The following is a 17,757-nucleotide window of genomic DNA, read 5'->3' as shown; positions in this document are numbered from 1 at the left end:
CATCAATATATTCATGTAGACTAATTCAAGATTAATTTTATTCAATATGGTTATAAAATATAACTCAAATTTTCATACTTTATTTCGGCATGGGCCATTTTAAACGAAATTTGGTGAAGGCTCCTGTTGGGATAAGCAATGAAAACTTCCCAACCCCCAAATGATTTCGGTAGAATCTATTCCCACTACTTTTCTCTCCGGAAAACAATTTTGTATAGTGTCCAAAGCTTTATCGTCATTGGTACAGCGGTAGGTCGGAACTATCACATGGCCGTTTGTTATGCAAAAATTTGCATACGAAGCTGGTAATCTCTCTCCACTATCAATAACCAGATTAGGCATTTCTATTTCTATAATGTCCAATTGCTTTCCACTAAGTACTCTCATATGCTTTAAGAGATTCAGGTTTTCTTCAAGAATTGAATGGTTTTCATCTGACTTATTAGATTCAACCATAGTGATCACCTTATTTTCTCCTACAAACCTCACGGTGTCATCAATATGACCATCGGTGTCGTCACCCACTATCCCATCTTCAATCCAAAGTATCTGTTCCACTCCATAAAATTGCATGAGCATTTCCTCTATTTGGGCTTGATTCAATTGAGGGTTTCTGTTTGGATTCAACAAGCACGACTTGCTCGTCATAACTGTGCCATTACCATTAAACTCTACCGAACCACCTTCCATTATAATTCCAGGACTTACAAAATCGAGGCCTAGAGTCTTTGCTATTTTTTGAGGTATGGCGTTATCCTTATTATAAGGAGGATATTTGCCGCCCCATGCATTATACTCCCAATCCACTATGAGTCGGCTGTCATTGTTTTTATTGACTAAAAACCCCGGCCCATGATCTCTGCACCAAGAATCGTTGGTCGGATGTTCAAACAGCTCAATATTGGTTTGATTTATTTCGAATTTATCTAAAAGTCTATTAATAAGTTCAACTGTTTTTGTGTCGTTTGCATTGATTCTGACTTTTTCGCTCAAGGAAATGATCTCAATAAATTTGAAATATGCTGGATAAATCCTCTCAAATCTATCTTCCCAGGTATCTGTGTTGATGGGGAAGCTCAACCACGTGGCTTCATGTGGATGCCATTCAGCTGGGAAATAGTAATTTTCGTTTTTAGGATTTCGCATAGAATTCTGTTAAAATTAAAATAAGGTGCAAAAATAATTTCTTTTTTTTTGTTTTTTCAGTTTTAAAAAAGAATTACTTTTGTAAAACGTTTTAAGGAATAGTATTCTTTTAAACCAAAGAAATTTAAAAAATCTCTTCTGAAACATCTCGTTTTTTAAGAGTGGTTGAATAAATGATAGGTTAAAAACAGTTGAATTTTTCGACTGTTTTTTTGTTTTAAGGCTTAGGGCAATCTTTTTATCCTACTTTAGACATTTCAAAACTTCGATTTTTTTATACATAGTATCATATACATTCACTCATTTCTTGATTAAAAACCTCTGCTTGGAAAAGTTTTTTAATAAAAAAGGAGTTTTTTTTTATAATAAATTTTTTATTTGAGAAAAAAGGTATAATTTTGCACCTCAATTCGACGGAGGAATCTCCTTATCAATAATTAAAAGAAGTCGGCATCGAACGAAACCATTTTAATTTCGACTGTGAATTTCACTTATAGGCAGTCTCCGATTCGCGATTAATTTTTTTGGAGTCACAGAGAGGTAACAAGGCGTGTTCCTGCATAATTAAAAATGCCTTACCCGTAAAACGGTTCTCAGTGTTGGCAAGTTGGTTCGTTTACCAACCTCTGGGTTTAAAAAAGAATTAAAATTTGGATTTTAGCAAGCGTATCCGTACTTTTGCAGCCCGATTCAAATTTGGTTAACATTTAGCGATTATATTAAAGTTAAGACTATGTCTGGAATTATTGGAAAGAAAATTGGAATGACTACCATTTTTACAAATGGTGAAGCTGTGCCTTGCACGGTAATTGAAGCTGGTCCGTGTGTTGTAACACAAGTCAGGACAGAAGAGAATGACGGTTACAAAGCAGTTCAATTGGGCTTCGGAGAGAAGAAAGAAAAGCGTACAACAAAAGCTTTGATGGGTCATTTTAAGAAGGCTGATACCACTCCAAAAAGAAAATTAGTAGAGTTCAAAGAATTCGAAAAAGATTTGGCTTTAGGCGAGACTATCAGAGTAGAAGATGTATTCGAAGAAGGAGAATTTGTTGATATCAGCGGCAAAACTAAAGGAAAAGGCTTCCAAGGTGTTGTGAAGAGACATGGATTTGCCGGTGTAGGTCAAAGCACACACGGTCAGCACAACAGAGGCAGACACCCGGGTTCAATCGGAGCTTGTTCATACCCAGCAAGAGTATTTAAAGGAATTAAAATGGGTGGTAGAATGGGACATACCAATGTGACTATTCAAAACCTTAAAGTATTGAGACTTTTCCCTGAGAAAAATTTGATATTAGTATCAGGTTCGGTTCCAGGTGCTAAAAACTCAATTATTACATTACATAAATAAAAGGTCGGTAGCCAACGACATCGAAAAAGGGGCTGAACAAAAATGAAAGTTAAAGTTTTAAACAAAGAAGGCAAAGAAACAGGTAAGACTGTTGAGCTAAGCGAAGAGGTTTTTGGTGTTGAGCCAAACCAACACGTTGTTTGGTTAGACGTTAAGCATTACTTAGCTAACCAACGTCAAGGAACGCACAAGTCGAAAGAAAGAGCTGAAATCTCTCGCTCAACTAAAAAACTTGTTCGTCAAAAAGGTTCTGGAGGTGCAAGACACGGTTCCGCCAAAGCACCAACTTATGTAGGTGGTGGTACAGTATTCGGTCCACGTCCAAGAGATTACGACTTCAAATTGAACAAGAAAATCAAAGTTTTAGCTCGTAAGTCAGTTTTGTCTTCAAGAGTAGCTGAAAACAACTTGATTATCGTTGAAGATTTCAACATCGACTCACCTAAAACAAAAGCATATATTCAATTTTTGAATGCTTTGAGTTTATCAGGAAAGAAAACACTTTTTGTGGTTAACGGTGGAGAAAATAATCTTTATTTATCTGCTCGTAACATTCCTAAGACCAAAGTGGTTGATAAAGATTCTGTAAATACGTATGATTTGATCAATACCGAAATCATATTGTTGGCTGAAAGTACAGTTTCTCATTTAGAATCAATTTTGAAAGATTAATTTTTAAAGAAATGAGCGTTTTAAAAAGACCAAAAATAACTGAGAAAACACAGTTACTTACTTCAAAAGGCAAGTACACATTTGAAGTAAGTCGTGATGCCAACAAAATTGAAATAGCAGCTGCTGTGGAGAGAATGTACGGCGTAACGGTAGAAAAAGTAAATACGATTACTCAAATCGGAAAGAAGAAGTCTAGAATGACAAAATCAAGATTGAGTTCAGGAAAAACTAGTACTTTCAAAAAAGCAATGGTGACTTTGAAAGACGGTGATTTAATCGATTTTTACGCAGAATTATAATTTATTAAATTGTTAAAGTATAGCCTTTTATAGGCTGCAAATGTGTGAGAAATGGCAGTTAAAAAATTAAATCCGGTAACACCCGGCACCAGACACCGAATAGCACCAGATTTCTCTGATATTACTGCAAGTAAGCCAGAGAAAAGTTTGACGGAAGCTATCAGAAAAACAGGTGGAAGAAACAATGAAGGACACCGTACCGCAAGGTATATAGGTGGTGGTCACAAAAGAAAGTATCGTATAATCGACTTCAAAAGAGATAAAAAAGATATCGAAGCTGAAGTTATGACTATCGAGTACGATCCAAACCGTACTTCAAGAATCGCTCTTGTAAAATACACTGACGGAGAGAAGAGATACATCATTGCTCCTCAGGGTTTAAGAGTAGGTTTAAAGATTGTTTCAGGAGAGAAAGTGGCTCCAGAAGTAGGAAATGCATTGTTGTTGAAGAATATGCCATTAGGTACAATTGTTCACAATATAGAATTGACACCTGGTAAAGGTGGTCAAATGGCTAGAAGTGCTGGTACATACGCTCAGGTTTTGGCAAAAGATGGTAAGTTTGTTACCTTGAAAATGCCTTCAGGTGAAATGAGAATGGTTCTTGGAGCTTGTATAGCTACTGTAGGATCGGTATCAAATCCTGACCACATGAACGTAGTATTGGGTAAGGCTGGTCGTAAAAGATGGTTAGGAGTTACTCCTAGAGTTAGAGGTGTTGCCATGAACCCTGTCGATCACCCAATGGGTGGTGGTGAGGGACGTGCATCAGGTGGTCACCCTCGTTCGAGAAATGGTTTAATTGCAAAAGGTAAGAAAACCAGATCTAAGAACAAATACTCTAACAGATTAATAATTTCACGTAGAACAAAATAATACAAAATAGATGGCTCGTTCACTTAAAAAAGGACCTTACGTAGATTTTAGACTTGAGAATAAAGTCGACGTAATGAATGATTCAGGGAAGAAGTCTGTAATCAAAACTTGGTCGAGAAGATCAATGATTACCCCTGATTTTATTGGACATACTTTTGCTGTTCATAACGGTAATAAATTTATTCCGGTATATGTTACAGATAACATGATTGGTCACAAGTTAGGAGAATTTGCTCCAACAAGAAACTTTAGAGGCCACGTGAACAAAAAAGATAAAGGTAAAAGATAATATTCCGAGGAGCTAAGCTCTTTAAAAAAGAATAAAAAATGGAAGCAGTAGCAAAATTAAACGATTTTCCAACTTCACCTAGAAAAGCTAGGTTAGTAGCCGACTTGATTAGAGGCAAAAAAGTAAACCTTGCGTTAGGAATACTTTCTTTCCAACCTCAACAAGCAGCTCCAGTAATCAAGAAAGTTTTGATGTCAGCAGTAGCAAACTGGCAGAACAAAAACGAAGACTTGAAAATCGAAGAGGCAGATCTATATGTAAAGACAATCATGATTGATGGTGGTAGAATGTTAAAAAGACTTCGTCCTGCTCCACAAGGTAGAGCTTACAGAGTAAGAAAGCGTTCTCAACACATTACAATTGTTGTTGATTCATTGGAAAGTCAAGCAGTATAATTAAGTAACGATACTTAGAAATTAGAATATTATATAATTAGTTAAAATGGGACAAAAAGTAAATCCTGTAGGTTTTAGACTAGGTTACATCAGAGGATGGGAATCCAACTGGTACGGCGGAAAGAATTTTGCTGAGAAACTCGTTGAAGACGACAAAATCAGGAAATATATCAATGCACGTATTCCGAAAGGTTCTGTTTCGAGAGTAGTAATTGAAAGAACTCTTAAGAGAATTACCCTTACTATTCACACGGCAAGACCAGGTGTTGTAATCGGTAAAGCAGGTAGTGAGGTAGATAAGCTAAGAGAAGAGCTGAAAAAACTTACTAAGAAAGATGTTCAAATCAATATATTTGAAATAAAAAGACCTGAAATCGATGCCAAATTGGTAGGTGAAACTATCGCCCAACAATTGAGAGCAAGAATTTCATTCCGTAGAGCTATGAAGCAAGCGATTCAGTCTGCTATGCGTGTAGGAGCTCAGGGTATAAAAATTAAATTGTCAGGAAGATTAGGCGGTGCTGAGATGGCTCGTTCTGAAATGTACAAAGAAGGAAGAATTCCTCTTCATACATTAAGAGCAGACATTGATTATGCAATCTCTGAGTCATTGACTGTTTACGGTTTAATTGGTATCAAAGTTTGGGTATTCAAGGGTGAAGTTTTTGGTAAGAGAGATCTAACATCTGTTGCAGCTCTTGCTACTGAATCTGCTGATAGTAAAAAATCTACTATGGGTGGAGCTGGCGGTGGCCATCAGGGTAAAGGTCGTAGAGACGAAGATGGAGACAAGAACGGAAGAAGAAAGAAGACCAACAATAGTGGCGGCGGCGGTAGATCAAACGGCCAAAAGAGAAATTAAATTTTAGTGGCATTTTGCCTTAAACGTTATTATTATGTTACAACCTAAAAGAACTAAGTTTCGTAAGCAACAAAAGGGTAGGATCAAAGGTATAGCTACAAGAGGTCATGAGATTGCTTTCGGTTCATTTGCTATAAAAAGTCTAGAGCCAGGTAGAATTACCGCTAGACAAATAGAAGCAGCTCGTATTGGTGTTACACGTGCCATGAAACGTGAAGGTCAGGTTTGGATTCGTATATTTCCTGACAATCCTATTACCAAGAAACCTTTAGAGGTAAGGATGGGTAAAGGTAAGGGAGCTCCTGAATACTGGGTAGCAAACATTTATCCTGGTACAGTTTTATTTGAAGCCACTGGTGTTTCACTAGAATTAGCAAAAGAGGCTCTTAGATTAGCTGCTCAAAAGTTACCAGTAAAAACAAAATTTGTAGTTCGTAGAGATTACGAGGTATAGTCATATATAAATACTTCAATTAATAAAGAAGATGAAAAAAAATGATTTAAGTGGTTTTACTGAAGAACAGTTGAAACAACAAATATCTGAAGAAAAAGATAGATTGGTAAAATTGAAGTTTGCTCACGCAATCACTCCAATCGAGAATCCTAGGAGAATTACTGAGACTCGTAAAAATATTGCTAGACTTTCTACTGCTCTTAACAGTTCAAAGTAAAATATCATTATCAAATTTCATGGTTTTGATTAACCATTAATTTTATCCGAAAATGGAAGAAAGACAAGTAAGAAAAGAACGTATTGGAGTTGTTACCAGCAACAAGATGGAAAAATCAGGCGTAATCCAGGTGATTCGTAAGGTGAAACATCCTAAATATGGTAAGTTTATGCTCAAAACTAAAAAGTTTATGTTTCATGACGAAAACAATGAAGCTGGTATCGGCGACACTGTTAAAATCAGCGAGACTAGACCGTTGAGCAAAAATAAAAATTGGAGATTGGTTGAAATCATAGAGAGAGCCAAATAATCCGATATTTCTAAAATTAGTAAAAGGAAATAATAATGTTACAGCAAGAATCAAGAGCCAATGTAGCTGACAACAGCGGGGCTAAAGAAGTTTTGGTAATAAGAGTTTTAGGTGGTACTAAAAAGAGATATGCATCTGTAGGAGACAAGGTTGTCGTTACAGTTAAACAAGCTCTTTCGTCTTCAAACATGAAGAAAGGTACAGTGTCAAAAGCTGTTGTGGTTAGAACTAAAAAAGAAGTAAGAAGAAAAGACGGTTCTTACATTAGGTTTGAGGAAAATGCGGTTGTTTTATTGAACAATCAAAATGAGCCTAGAGGAACAAGGATTTTCGGACCTGTAGCTAGAGAGCTAAGAGAAAAACAGTTTATGAAAATTGTTTCACTTGCTCCAGAGGTACTATAATAGCTGAAAAAAATATCGTAATTAATTTATTACAATGGAAAGGAAATTTAACAAACAACCTAAGCTTCACGTTAAAACCGGAGATACAGTAGAAGTTATCGCAGGTAACTCTAAAGGTAAAAGAGGAAAAATTGTTGAGGTTTTGGTAAAGAAAAACCGTGTTGTTGTGGAAGGTGTGAATTTGATAAAAAAACACATTAAGCCTAACGCACAAAGCCCTCAAGGCGAAATCAAAGAACTTGAAGGTACTATACACATCAGTAACGTTTTGGTTGTAGATCCGTCTACTGGCAAACCTACTAGAGTTGGTAGAAAACTAAATGATGCTGGAAATCTTCAAAGATTTTCTAAAGCCTCGGGTAAATTTATTTAATAATTTAAAGTGGGTCGGTAATCCACTAAATTTAGAAAAATGGCAAGGTTAAGAGAAAAATATCAAAAAGAAATTGTAGCTGTTTTGATGGAGAAGTATCAGTACAAATCTATCATGCAGGTTCCAAAATTGCTTAAGATAGTAGTCAACAGAGGTGTTGGAGCTGCTACAGGCGATAAAAAATTGGTTGACAACAGTGTTGACGAATTAACAACTATTGTAGGTCAGAAAGCTGTTCCTACGATATCTAAGAAAGCGGTATCGAACTTCAAATTAAGAGAGGGTATGCCGATCGGTGCTAAAGTTACATTGAGATCTAAAATCATGTATGAATTTTTAGACCGCCTTACTTCAGTTGCATTACCAAGAGTTAGAGATTTCCAAGGTATCAGCGATAAAGGTTTTGATGGCAGAGGAAACTATACTTTCGGTGTAACTGAGCAAATCATCTTCCCTGAGATATCTATTGATAAAATCAGCAAGATACAAGGAATGGACATTACATTTGTAACAACTGCAAAGACTGATGCTGAAAGCTACGAATTGTTGAAAGCATTGGGTATGCCGTTTGTGAATAAAAATAAATAATAAGCAATAATTTAGAGACATGGCAAAAGAGTCAATAAAAGCTAGGGAAAGAAAAAGAGAGAGATTAGTAGCTAAGTTTGCTACGAAAAGAGCTGCCCTTAAGGAAGCTCAAGATTGGAAAGGCTTAGATGCCCTTCCAAAAAACTCTTCACCTGTTAGATTGCACAATAGATGTAAGCTTACTGGTCGCCCTAAGGGTTACATGAGAAAGTTTGGTATCAACCGTGTTACCTTCCGTGAAATGGCCAATTCAGGATTTATTCCTGGTGTTACCAAATCTTCTTGGTAAAAAGTTTTTTTTCTTATTTAGAATTACTATCTTTGCAGCCCAGTTAGAGAAGTCACGCTTGTGATACTGTCTAATGTTGGCTAAGGTATCCAAAAAAATATTAATTTAGAGATGATTACAACGGATCCAATAGCAGATTTTCTTACAAGAATCAGAAATGCTATTAAAGCGAGACATAGAGTCGTAGAGATTCCTGCCTCAAACCTAAAAAAAGAACTTACAGTTCTTCTTTACGAAAAAGGTTATATTGCAAGTTATAAGTTTGAAGACGATGGTCTTCAAGGTGTAATTAAAATTGCATTGAAATATAATCCAATTACTAAAAAATCAGCAATTATCAATCTTTCTAGGGTTTCAAAGCCTGGTTTAAGAAAGTATGTAAAATCAACTGAGCTGCCTAGAGTACTCAATGGCCTTGGTATTGCTATTTTATCAACTTCCAAAGGAATTGTTACAGACAAAGAGGCTAGAACGCTGAATGTTGGTGGCGAGGTACTTTGTTATGTTTATTAATTTTTGTTGACCGCTTCTTTAATGAAGCCTTAAACGTTTTAAAATGTCTAGAATAGGTAAAAAACCAATTACAATCCCCTCAGGAGTAACAGTTACTGTTGGTTCTGATAATTTAGTGACTGCGAAAGGTGCGTTAGGTACTTTGACTCAAAAAATTGACCCGGATATGGGCCTAATTATTGAAGATGGTGTTTTAACTGTAACACGTCCAACTGAGCAGAAAAGACACAAAGCTTTACATGGTCTTTATAGATCTCTGTTAAGCAATCTTATCGTCGGAGTATCTGATGGCTACAAAAAAGAGCTTGAATTAGTCGGTGTGGGTTACAAAGCTACCAACAACGGAAATATCATAGATATGTCATTGGGTTACTCACACAATATTTATCTTGTTGTTCCTGCTGAAATCAAAGTAGAAACTAAGATGGAGAAAGGAAAGAATCCAATCATTACTTTACAAGGTACTGACAAACAATTAATAGGTTTGGTTGCTGCTAAAATAAAGTCGTTGCGTAAATCTGAGCCGTACAAAGGTAAAGGTATTAAGTTTGTAGGAGAGGTTATCAGAAGAAAAGCTGGTAAAACTGCAGGTAAAAAATAATTAAGAAATTATAACTTTATAATATATGTCTAGTGTTAAGTCTGAAAGAAGACAAAAAATAAAGTGGAGAGTTAGGAAAAAGGTTTCAGGTACTCCTGAAAGACCAAGGTTAACTGTTTTTCGTAGTAATACAGGTATATACGTTCAATTAATTGACGATATAGCAGGAAAAACTTTGGCATCTGCCTCTTCAGTGGAACTAGGTCTTAAATCTTTGAATATAGAGAATTCAAAACAAGTAGGTTCAAGCATTGCTAAAAAGGCGGTTGAGATAGGTCTTACAGCTTGTGTATTTGACCGCAGTGGTTATTTGTACCATGGAAATGTTAAAGCTTTGGCAGACGCTGCGAGAGAAGCTGGACTTAACTTTTAATACTATTTAAATGAAAGCAATTAAAGTAAACGAATCAGAATTAAAGGAGAGAGTTGTAGCCATCAATAGAGTTGCGAAAGTGGTTAAAGGTGGTCGTAGATTTAGCTTCTCAGCAATTGTTGTACTTGGTGACGGCCAAGGTGCTGTAGGTCAAGGTCTTGGTAAGGCAAATGAAGTTACAGATGCAATAGCAAAGGCAATTGAAGATGCTCGCAAAAACCTAGTTAACGTTCCAATTATCAACGGTACCGTTCCTCACGAAATGGAAGGTAAATACTCAGGTGGTTTCGTATTTGTTAAGCCAGCTGCTCCAGGTACTGGAGTTATAGCAGGTGGAGCTATGCGTGCAGTGTTGGAGGCAGCAGGTGTGCACAATGTACTTGCAAAGTCTAAAGGAAGTTCTAATCCTCACAACGTTGTTAAAGCTACCTTAGATGCTCTTTTGAAAATGAGAGCTCCTCACGAAGTAGCTTCAATGAGAGGAATTAAATTAAACAAAGTATTCAACGGATAATACCGTATAAATAATTTTAGTAATGGCTAAAGTAAAACTTACTCAAGTAAAAAGTATCATTGAGAGACCTAAAAAGCAGAAACTTACAATGCAAGCTTTAGGTTTAACTAAAATCGGTAGATCGGTTGAGGTTGAATCAAATCCAGCAATTGAGGGTATGATTAGAAAGGTTAATCATTTGATTAGAGTAGAAAATTGTTAATAGGGATAACCGAGTAGTGTTTTTACACTGCGTAAATTAAATACAAAATGAAATTAGAGATTTTACAACCTGCCAAAGGTTCAGTTAGAGATAATACAAGACAGGGTAGAGGTCAAGGCTCTGGCGGTGGTGGCACTGCTAGAAGAGGTCACAAGGGTGCTAAGTCTAGATCTGGATATAGTTCAAAGCGTGGTTTTGAAGGTGGTCAAATGCCTTTACAAAGACGTTTGCCTAAATTCGGTTTTAACAACATCAATAGAGTAGAGTACAAAGGAATCAACCTTGATACTATTCAGGCATTGGTAGAAAAAACAGGCGTTAGCTTAGTGGACTTAAAATTCTTGAAAGAACACGGTTTAATGTCTAAGTTTGACTTAATAAAAGTTTTAGGTAGAGGCGAGTTAACATCAAAAGTAAGTGTTAGCGTGAATGCTTTTTCTAAATCAGCGGTTACAGCTATAGAAGCACTTGGTGGTACTGTTACAGTAGTTACTAAGTCGTCTGCTACTAGTGAAACCGAAGGAAGTCAACCTGAATAACCTTAGCTATTTTTATGAAAAAATTAATAAGCACATTTAAGAACATCTGGTCAATTGAAGAGCTGAGAAATAGAATCTTGGCTACCTTCATTATAATAATTATTTTCAGAGTTGGTTCTTACATTACGCTTCCAGGTGTTGACCCTTCAAAGTTACAGGATTTAACAAGTGGTAATGGTCTATTAGGCTTATTAGATACACTTGTTGGAGGAGCTTTTAGTAAGGCTTCAATTATGGCACTAGGTATAATGCCATATATTTCTGCTTCAATTGCTATTCAACTTTTAGGATTGGCTCTACCGTATTTCTCCAAATTACAAAAGGAGGGTGAGTCTGGTAGAAGAAAGTTAAATCAAATCACAAGATGGTTGACAATAGCAGTTACTGCTACGCAAGGCTTCACTTACTTGAAAACTACCATTCCTACTGATGCCATTACTATTTCTCAAGGACTATTTTATTTTTCTGGGGTGATTATGTTGGTTGCTGGTACGATGATGAGTATGTGGTTAGGTGAGAGAATTACGGAGAAGGGAATTGGAAACGGAATATCAATGATTATAATGATTGGTATCGTCTCACGCTTTCCTGGAGCAATTATTGGAGAAGCAAATGCAAGAGCAGCAAATGGACAGATATTGTTCTTTGTTATTGAGATTGTTGCTTTGTTCCTAGTTGTTATATTTGCAGTAGCTATGACACAGGCCGTTAGAAGAATACCTGTTCAATACGCAAAGCAAATTGTTGGAAATAAAACCGTTACTGGTCAAAGGCAATATCTTCCTTTGAAGCTTAACATTTCAGGAGTTATGCCGATTATATTTGGTCAGGCTCTGATGTTTATTCCTGCTTTTATTGCGTCGCTTTTTGCAGAGAAAAGTGATTTTGCTCAAACAGTTAATACAATATTCAGTGATCCTACCTCATGGCAGTATAACTTACTGTATTTGGTTTTGATTGTTGCATTTACATTCTTTTACACGGCAATATCAATCAATCCTAATCAAATAGCTGATGACATGAAAAGAGGTGGTGGTTTCATACCTGGTATAAAGCCTGGTCAGCCAACATCTGATTTTGTAGCCCAGGTTTTAGATAGAATTACACTTCCAGGTAGTATACTTTTGGCTATGATTGCTATTTTTCCAGCAATTGCCAGTTTGTTTGGTATGACTCAGCTTTTTTCATCATTCTTTGGAGGGACTTCCTTGCTAATTTTGGTAGGTGTTGTTTTAGATACATTGCAGCAGGTTGAAAGTTACCTTTTAATGAAGAAGTACGAAGGATTGATGGAGTCCGGAAGAATTGAAGGTCGTCAGACGGCTGTAATTAGTAATTAATTAGAATGTCGAAAAGAGTTATTTACCTTAAGAATGCTGAAGAAGCTAGTATTATTAAGCAAAACGGGGTAATTTTAGGTAGGGCACAAGCAGAGGTAGCTAAATTAATTGGTGTTGGTGTAAGGACAAAGGATTTAGATAAAGTTGCTGAGGAATATATTTTAGATAATGGCGGTAAGCCTTCATTTAAAAATTACAATGGTTTTCCTGCCACACTCTGCATCTCTGTTAATGATGTTGTTGTTCACGGTATTCCGAGTACAAGAGAATTAAAAGATGGTGATATAGTTTCAGTAGATTGTGGTGTTTTCAAGAACGGATATCATGCAGACAGTGCTTATACTTATATGGTTGGAGATGTAAATCCTCTAACAAAAAAGTTACTCGCTGATACAAAAAGATCTTTGTTTGAAGGAATCGCTCAAGTGAAACCAGGCAATAGGATAGGAGACATAAGTTACGGTGTTCAAAGCTTCACAGAAGGTTTGGGATATGGAGTGGTTAGAGAATTGGTTGGTCATGGAGTGGGTAAATATCTTCATGAAGCCCCGGAGGTTCCGAATTTTGGCAAAAGAGGCAATGGCCCTAAATTGCAGGTAGGAATGGTCATTGCAATTGAACCTATGATTACTTTAGGTAAGAGGTTTGTAGTTCAAGAGAATGATAACTGGACCATAAGAACTGAAGATAGAAAGCCAGCAGCTCACTTTGAGCATACCATAATGGTAACAAAAGGTGGTTATGAGATTTTAACAACTTTTGAGTTTATAGAGGAAGTTTTGGTAAGTAGAAACTTAGAGATAATTTAAGAATGGCAAAGCAGTCAAATATTCAGGTAGACGGTGTAATAGTGGAAGCTTTATCAAATGCCATGTTTCGGGTAGAGTTAGAGAACAAGCATGAGGTAATAGCTCATATTTCAGGTAAAATGAGGATGAATTACATCAGGATTTTGCCTGGAGATAAGGTCAAGTTGGAGATGTCTCCATACGATTTGTCAAAAGCAAGAATTACTTACCGATACAAATAATCGGTTTTAATATATTAATTAAATAAAATGAAAGTTAAAGCATCAGTAAAAAAACGTAGTGAGGACTGTAAAGTTATCAGACGTAAGGGTAAGATTTACGTAATTAATAAGAAAAATCCTAAATTTAAACAAAGACAAGGTTAATATTTATGAGGATCTCAGGTGTTGATATTCCGGACAAAAAGAGAGGTGAAATTTCTCTTACCTATATATACGGTATAGGTCGCAGTACTGCAAAAAATATTTTAGGCCAAGCTAACATTTCTGTTGATAAGAAGGCGGGCGAATGGTCAGACGATGAAGCTAACGCGATTCGTGCTATAATTTCTAATGAGTTTAAAGTCGAAGGTGCTTTACGTTCTGAGGTTACACTTAGCATTAAACGTTTAATGGATATCGGATGTTATAGAGGTTTGAGACATAGAAAAGGTTTACCTTTGAGAGGTCAAAAAACTAAAAATAACTCAAGAACAAGAAAAGGTAAGCGTAAAACTATCGCTAACAAGAAGAAAGCAACTAAATAATACTTAGTTGGATCAGGGGAAAATATTTAGTTTTCCTGCCTTAATTTAAGTTTTTCTATCAATAATGGCACAAGCTAAAAGAAAAGACAAAGCAAAAAAAAGAGTAGTAGTTGTAGAAGCCTACGGACAAGTTCACGTAAGAGCGTCATTCAACAACATTATCATTTCAGTTACTAACAGTACTGGACAGGTTATTTCATGGGCATCAGCTGGTAAAATGGGTTTTAGAGGTTCTAAAAAGAACACGCCATATGCAGCACAAATGGCATCACAAAACTGTTGTCAGGTAGCTTATGATTTAGGTATGAGAAAGGCTGATATTTATGTAAAGGGACCTGGATCAGGTAGAGAGTCTGCTATGAGAACAGTTCAAAGCGTAGGTATTGATGTAGTTAATATTTTTGATATTACTCCGCTTCCTCACAATGGTTGTAGACCACCTAAAAGAAGAAGAGTATAATTTATTTTTTAAACAAATATTAGTTTGGACATTGGGGCTAATTATTTGACAAATTATTTTTTTAAAACATGGCAAGATATACAGGTCCGAAATCAAAGATTTCAAGAAAATTTGGAGAGGCAATCTTAGGGCCAAGCAAGGCACTAGCAAAGAAAAACTATCCTCCAGGACAACACGGTAGAGGTAGAAGAGGTAAAAAATCTGAATATGCCCTTCAATTGCAAGAGAAGCAGAAAATTAAGTACACTTACGGTATGCTTGAGCGTCAATTTGCGAGAATATTCCATTTGGCTGCTGTTAAAGACGGTCAAACCGGGGCTAACTTGATTAAATTATGTGAATCAAGATTAGACAATGTAGTTTACCGTATGGGTATTGCTCCCACAAGAAGAGCTGCGAGGCAATTGGTAGCCCACAAACATATAGTTGTAGATGGTGAAATCACTAACATTCCTTCATTATTGGTCAAGCCTGGTCAGGCAATAGCAGTAAGAGAGAAATCTAAAGCGTTAGAGAATATTACATCAAGCACTAGTATTAATTCGTCTAAAAAGTATGGTTGGATAGAATTTAATTCAACTGACTTAGCAGGGGTGTTTATTAATTACCCAGACAGAGATCAAGTGCCAGAGAATTTCAACGATCAGGCAGTTGTCGAATTGTACAACAAATAATAATATCTTACCACCCCTTTACGGGGGTGGTTTCTTTAATATATTGTGGGATAATCCTACAATTATTTCGTTAACGAAAATATACAGCACAGTATGTCAATTTTAGCATTTCAAATGCCCGATAAAGTCGTGATGGAAAAAGCGGACGACTTTCATGGTTTTTTTGAGTTTAAACCACTCGAAAGAGGATATGGAGTAACCATCGGTAATGCTCTTCGTCGTATATTGTTGTCTTCATTAGAAGGTTTCGCAATTACATCGGTAAGATTTCCTGGTGTTCTTCATGAGTTCTCATCAATTGAAGGTGTTGTGGATGATGTAACTGAAATTATTTTGAATCTTAAACAAGTAAGATTTAAAAAGATTTCAGATTTTGTAGATAATAAAATCACCGTAAAAATTAAAAACCAAAGTGAATTAACAGCTGGTGAAATAAGCAAGTTTTCTTCTTGTTTCGAGGTTCTTAATCCCGATTTGGTAATTGCTCGCTTGGATTCAAAAAAAGAATTAGAGTTTGAGATAATTGTAGATAAAGGCAGGGGATATGTGCCTAGTGAGGAACACAAAGCAAATGATTTGCCTATTGGGTTTATTTCAATAGACTCTATTTATACGCCGATCAAAAACGTTAAGTTCAGTGTAGAAAACACACGTGTTGAGCAAAGAACTGACTATGAGAAGCTTTTGTTGGAAATCAAAACGGATGGTTCTATACATCCTGAGAAGGCTCTTCAAGAGGCGTCTCACATTTTGATACAACACTTTCTTAAATTCACAGATGAGAACATGGTGTTCGATTCTAAGAAGGATGAGGAAGACAATATGGTTGACGAGGAGTTCTTGCACATGAGAAAACTTCTTAAGACATCTTTACAAGATCTTGACCTATCAGTTAGAGCTTACAACTGTCTAAAATCAGCTGACATACGTACGTTAGGTGATTTGGCTAGATTGGAAGTTGCTGACATGATGAAGTTTAGGAATTTTGGTAAGAAATCACTAACTGAATTGGAGCAGTTAATAGCCGACAAGCAGTTGCATTTTGGAATGGATGTAGCCAAATACAAGTTAGACGAAGAGTAATAATAATTTCGCAGAATTAATTTTTTAAACTCGTAATAGGTGGAAAACATACCTGCGTAACTGTTTTCTAACCGTTACTTACGAAAATAGAACAAAATGAGACACGGTAAAAAAGTAAACCATTTAGGTAGAACAAAATCTCACAGAGATGCGTTGTTGGCTAACCTTACAATTTCGTTAATCAAAGCGAAAAGAATTGAGACTACATTGGCCAAAGCGAAAGCTTTAAGAATGTATATCGAGCCTTTGATTACAAAATCTAAGGCAGATAATACGCACTCAAGAAGAACTGTTTTTTCTTATTTGCAAGACAAAGAATCAATCAAAATTCTTTTTGGCGAAATAGCAGAAAAGGTTTCTGAAAGAAACGGCGGTTACACAAGAATTATTAAATTGGGTCAAAGACAAGGGGATAATGCAGTTGTTGCACTTATCGAATTGGTTGATTTCAACGAAAACTTGTTAAGCTCAGCGGTGGAAGATGCAGATACTAAAACCAAGCGTTCTAGAAGAGGAAAAACTAAGAAAACTGACGACGCAACTTCAGTTGCCGCTCCAGTAGTTGAGGCAGCTCCAGTAGCAGTTGTTGAGGAAGAAGTTACTTCTGCTGAGGTAGTAGAAGAAGCAACAGCTCCAGAAGCAGGAGAATCGACTGAGGAAACAAAATAATTTTTTATTCTTAGGATAAAATACTGAAAAAGGAGCCAATTGGCTATTCATGGTCGGAAGATTAAATATCTTCCGGCCATTTTTTGTTATTAATGATTTGTCGTTGTCTTAGACTTATGAATTTGTATCTTTGGCTACGCTTTCTTAAAATCTAATGACAAATTTCAAGAACCACAAGGTATCAGTAAGCCAACTGATAGGGTTAATACCAGAGGCTTTATTAACCCACCTATCCTCTAATACGAATGTTGACTATTATACTAAAGTATTGCATGCCAAAAAGGTATTCTATCTACTACTTTATGGAATTCTAGACAATGAGAAATTAAGCCAACGCACTTTAGAAGATACTTTTAACGATTCGGGATTTAAAGTACTGTTTGACTTAGATGAAAGGGAAACCGTAGTCAGAAGCTCCATTTCGGAAAGGCTTTCAAAGATTGACTATCATTACTTTAAGGAAGTCTATGAGTTCATCTACACTACTTTTTCAGATTATTATGCTTATAGTGAGCAGTTAAAGTACAATTTGATTCGGGTAGACAGCACCATGGTGAGTGAGATGTCTGGCAAACTTAAAGAGGGGCTCGATAATAAAAGCGGAAAGAAATCTGTAAAATATTCTGTGACATTTGATGGAATACTTCCTTCTGGTTTTGAGGTATTTACGCAGGCCAAATTCAGTAGCGAAGACCAAGCCCTGCCTCAGG

30 protein-coding genes and 1 pseudogene are annotated in these 17,757 nt (G+C 36.3%); 30 read left to right on the top strand and 1 reads right to left on the bottom strand.

From position 1 onward, the window contains the following. Positions 1–99: 99 nt before the first annotated feature. The gene (locus EGI26_RS11790) at positions 100–1,146 is read right to left on the bottom strand and encodes an agmatine/peptidylarginine deiminase (RefSeq protein WP_255078542.1); all 1,047 of its coding nucleotides are present in this window, start codon (positions 1,144–1,146) and stop codon (positions 100–102) included. A 733-nt stretch (positions 1,147–1,879) separates the two neighbouring features. On the opposite strand from EGI26_RS11790, the gene rplC reads away from it, so the two are divergent. The 30 genes and pseudogenes from rplC to EGI26_RS11640 form a co-directional block, all read left to right on the top strand. Next, positions 1,880–2,497 carry a 50S ribosomal protein L3 gene (gene rplC / locus EGI26_RS11785; protein ID WP_255078541.1) on the top strand — a complete coding sequence of 206 codons (618 nt, stop codon included), beginning with the start codon at positions 1,880–1,882 and terminating at the stop codon, positions 2,495–2,497. Between the two features lie 42 nt (positions 2,498–2,539). Continuing rightward, on the top strand, positions 2,540–3,169 hold the full coding sequence (gene rplD / locus EGI26_RS11780; RefSeq protein WP_255078538.1) for a 50S ribosomal protein L4: 630 nt from the start codon (positions 2,540–2,542) through the stop codon (positions 3,167–3,169). An 11-nt stretch (positions 3,170–3,180) separates the two neighbouring features. Continuing rightward, positions 3,181–3,468, top strand: coding sequence for a 50S ribosomal protein L23 (rplW, locus tag EGI26_RS11775; RefSeq protein WP_255035141.1), 288 nt, complete (start codon positions 3,181–3,183; stop codon positions 3,466–3,468). A 51-nt stretch (positions 3,469–3,519) separates the two neighbouring features. Then, positions 3,520–4,344, top strand: a complete 825-nt coding sequence (rplB, locus tag EGI26_RS11770; RefSeq protein ID WP_255047526.1) for a 50S ribosomal protein L2 — start codon at positions 3,520–3,522, stop codon at positions 4,342–4,344. Between the two features lie 10 nt (positions 4,345–4,354). Further along, positions 4,355–4,633, top strand: a complete 279-nt coding sequence (gene rpsS, locus EGI26_RS11765; protein ID WP_255035143.1) for a 30S ribosomal protein S19 — start codon at positions 4,355–4,357, stop codon at positions 4,631–4,633. A gap of 38 nt (positions 4,634–4,671) precedes the next feature. Then, complete coding sequence (rplV, locus tag EGI26_RS11760) at positions 4,672–5,028, top strand: 50S ribosomal protein L22 (protein ID WP_255047525.1); 357 nt, start codon at positions 4,672–4,674, stop codon at positions 5,026–5,028. 46 nt (positions 5,029–5,074) lie between these two features. After that, entirely contained in the window at positions 5,075–5,890 is an 816-nt protein-coding gene (rpsC, locus tag EGI26_RS11755; RefSeq protein ID WP_255047524.1) for a 30S ribosomal protein S3, read from the top strand. A gap of 34 nt (positions 5,891–5,924) precedes the next feature. Next, positions 5,925–6,344: a 50S ribosomal protein L16 gene (gene rplP / locus EGI26_RS11750; protein WP_255078537.1), complete on the top strand. Its 420-nt coding sequence runs from the start codon at positions 5,925–5,927 to the stop codon at positions 6,342–6,344. A 31-nt stretch (positions 6,345–6,375) separates the two neighbouring features. Then, complete coding sequence (rpmC, locus tag EGI26_RS11745) at positions 6,376–6,561, top strand: 50S ribosomal protein L29 (protein ID WP_255047522.1); 186 nt, start codon at positions 6,376–6,378, stop codon at positions 6,559–6,561. 52 nt (positions 6,562–6,613) lie between these two features. Continuing rightward, complete coding sequence (gene rpsQ, locus EGI26_RS11740) at positions 6,614–6,871, top strand: 30S ribosomal protein S17 (protein WP_255047521.1); 258 nt, start codon at positions 6,614–6,616, stop codon at positions 6,869–6,871. A gap of 35 nt (positions 6,872–6,906) precedes the next feature. Then, positions 6,907–7,275, top strand: a complete 369-nt coding sequence (gene rplN, locus EGI26_RS11735; RefSeq protein WP_255047520.1) for a 50S ribosomal protein L14 — start codon at positions 6,907–6,909, stop codon at positions 7,273–7,275. A 34-nt stretch (positions 7,276–7,309) separates the two neighbouring features. Next, positions 7,310–7,648 (top strand): 50S ribosomal protein L24, encoded by a 339-nt coding sequence (gene rplX / locus EGI26_RS11730; RefSeq protein WP_255047519.1) that lies wholly within the window; start codon positions 7,310–7,312, stop codon positions 7,646–7,648. A 39-nt stretch (positions 7,649–7,687) separates the two neighbouring features. Then, complete coding sequence (rplE, locus tag EGI26_RS11725) at positions 7,688–8,236, top strand: 50S ribosomal protein L5 (protein ID WP_255078534.1); 549 nt, start codon at positions 7,688–7,690, stop codon at positions 8,234–8,236. Between the two features lie 19 nt (positions 8,237–8,255). Beyond that, a complete protein-coding gene (gene rpsN, locus EGI26_RS11720) occupies positions 8,256–8,525 on the top strand; it encodes a 30S ribosomal protein S14 (RefSeq protein ID WP_255035152.1) in 270 nt (89 codons plus the stop codon). 111 nt (positions 8,526–8,636) lie between these two features. Continuing rightward, a complete protein-coding gene (gene rpsH / locus EGI26_RS11715; RefSeq protein ID WP_255047517.1) occupies positions 8,637–9,038 on the top strand; it encodes a 30S ribosomal protein S8 in 402 nt (133 codons plus the stop codon). Positions 9,039–9,081: 43 nt separating this feature from the next. Next, complete coding sequence (rplF, locus tag EGI26_RS11710; RefSeq protein WP_255078532.1) at positions 9,082–9,639, top strand: 50S ribosomal protein L6; 558 nt, start codon at positions 9,082–9,084, stop codon at positions 9,637–9,639. A 25-nt stretch (positions 9,640–9,664) separates the two neighbouring features. Next, entirely contained in the window at positions 9,665–10,012 is a 348-nt protein-coding gene (gene rplR / locus EGI26_RS11705) for a 50S ribosomal protein L18 (protein ID WP_255047515.1), read from the top strand. Positions 10,013–10,022: 10 nt separating this feature from the next. Then, a complete protein-coding gene (rpsE, locus tag EGI26_RS11700; protein WP_255078530.1) occupies positions 10,023–10,526 on the top strand; it encodes a 30S ribosomal protein S5 in 504 nt (167 codons plus the stop codon). Positions 10,527–10,548: 22 nt separating this feature from the next. Next, positions 10,549–10,728, top strand: a complete 180-nt coding sequence (rpmD, locus tag EGI26_RS11695) for a 50S ribosomal protein L30 (protein ID WP_255078526.1) — start codon at positions 10,549–10,551, stop codon at positions 10,726–10,728. A 47-nt stretch (positions 10,729–10,775) separates the two neighbouring features. After that, on the top strand, positions 10,776–11,267 hold the full coding sequence (gene rplO, locus EGI26_RS11690; protein ID WP_255078525.1) for a 50S ribosomal protein L15: 492 nt from the start codon (positions 10,776–10,778) through the stop codon (positions 11,265–11,267). A 14-nt stretch (positions 11,268–11,281) separates the two neighbouring features. Further along, positions 11,282–12,607 (top strand): preprotein translocase subunit SecY, encoded by a 1,326-nt coding sequence (gene secY, locus EGI26_RS11685; RefSeq protein ID WP_255078521.1) that lies wholly within the window; start codon positions 11,282–11,284, stop codon positions 12,605–12,607. 5 nt (positions 12,608–12,612) lie between these two features. Beyond that, positions 12,613–13,416, top strand: a complete 804-nt coding sequence (gene map / locus EGI26_RS11680; RefSeq protein WP_255078520.1) for a type I methionyl aminopeptidase — start codon at positions 12,613–12,615, stop codon at positions 13,414–13,416. Positions 13,417–13,418: 2 nt separating this feature from the next. Beyond that, complete coding sequence (gene infA / locus EGI26_RS11675; protein WP_255047508.1) at positions 13,419–13,637, top strand: translation initiation factor IF-1; 219 nt, start codon at positions 13,419–13,421, stop codon at positions 13,635–13,637. A gap of 27 nt (positions 13,638–13,664) precedes the next feature. Beyond that, entirely contained in the window at positions 13,665–13,781 is a 117-nt protein-coding gene (gene ykgO / locus EGI26_RS11670) for a type B 50S ribosomal protein L36 (RefSeq protein WP_013408562.1), read from the top strand. A 5-nt stretch (positions 13,782–13,786) separates the two neighbouring features. Then, positions 13,787–14,161, top strand: coding sequence for a 30S ribosomal protein S13 (gene rpsM, locus EGI26_RS11665; RefSeq protein WP_255035164.1), 375 nt, complete (start codon positions 13,787–13,789; stop codon positions 14,159–14,161). A gap of 64 nt (positions 14,162–14,225) precedes the next feature. Beyond that, positions 14,226–14,621, top strand: a complete 396-nt coding sequence (gene rpsK, locus EGI26_RS11660; protein ID WP_255047507.1) for a 30S ribosomal protein S11 — start codon at positions 14,226–14,228, stop codon at positions 14,619–14,621. A 68-nt stretch (positions 14,622–14,689) separates the two neighbouring features. Continuing rightward, on the top strand, positions 14,690–15,295 hold the full coding sequence (gene rpsD / locus EGI26_RS11655) for a 30S ribosomal protein S4 (RefSeq protein WP_255078519.1): 606 nt from the start codon (positions 14,690–14,692) through the stop codon (positions 15,293–15,295). A 93-nt stretch (positions 15,296–15,388) separates the two neighbouring features. Then, positions 15,389–16,378, top strand: a complete 990-nt coding sequence (locus EGI26_RS11650) for a DNA-directed RNA polymerase subunit alpha (protein WP_255047505.1) — start codon at positions 15,389–15,391, stop codon at positions 16,376–16,378. A gap of 96 nt (positions 16,379–16,474) precedes the next feature. Beyond that, a complete protein-coding gene (rplQ, locus tag EGI26_RS11645; protein ID WP_255078515.1) occupies positions 16,475–17,047 on the top strand; it encodes a 50S ribosomal protein L17 in 573 nt (190 codons plus the stop codon). A gap of 154 nt (positions 17,048–17,201) precedes the next feature. Beyond that, a pseudogene (locus EGI26_RS11640) lies at positions 17,202–17,757 on the top strand (IS4/IS5 family transposase); the annotation flags it as partial.

This window comes from Lacihabitans sp. CCS-44 (genome assembly GCF_024343735.1).
GTDB lineage: Bacteria > Bacteroidota > Bacteroidia > Cytophagales > Spirosomataceae > Leadbetterella.
The sequence above is the reverse complement of the archived record's forward strand: the minus strand, read 5'-3'. Positions and strand labels throughout refer to the sequence as shown.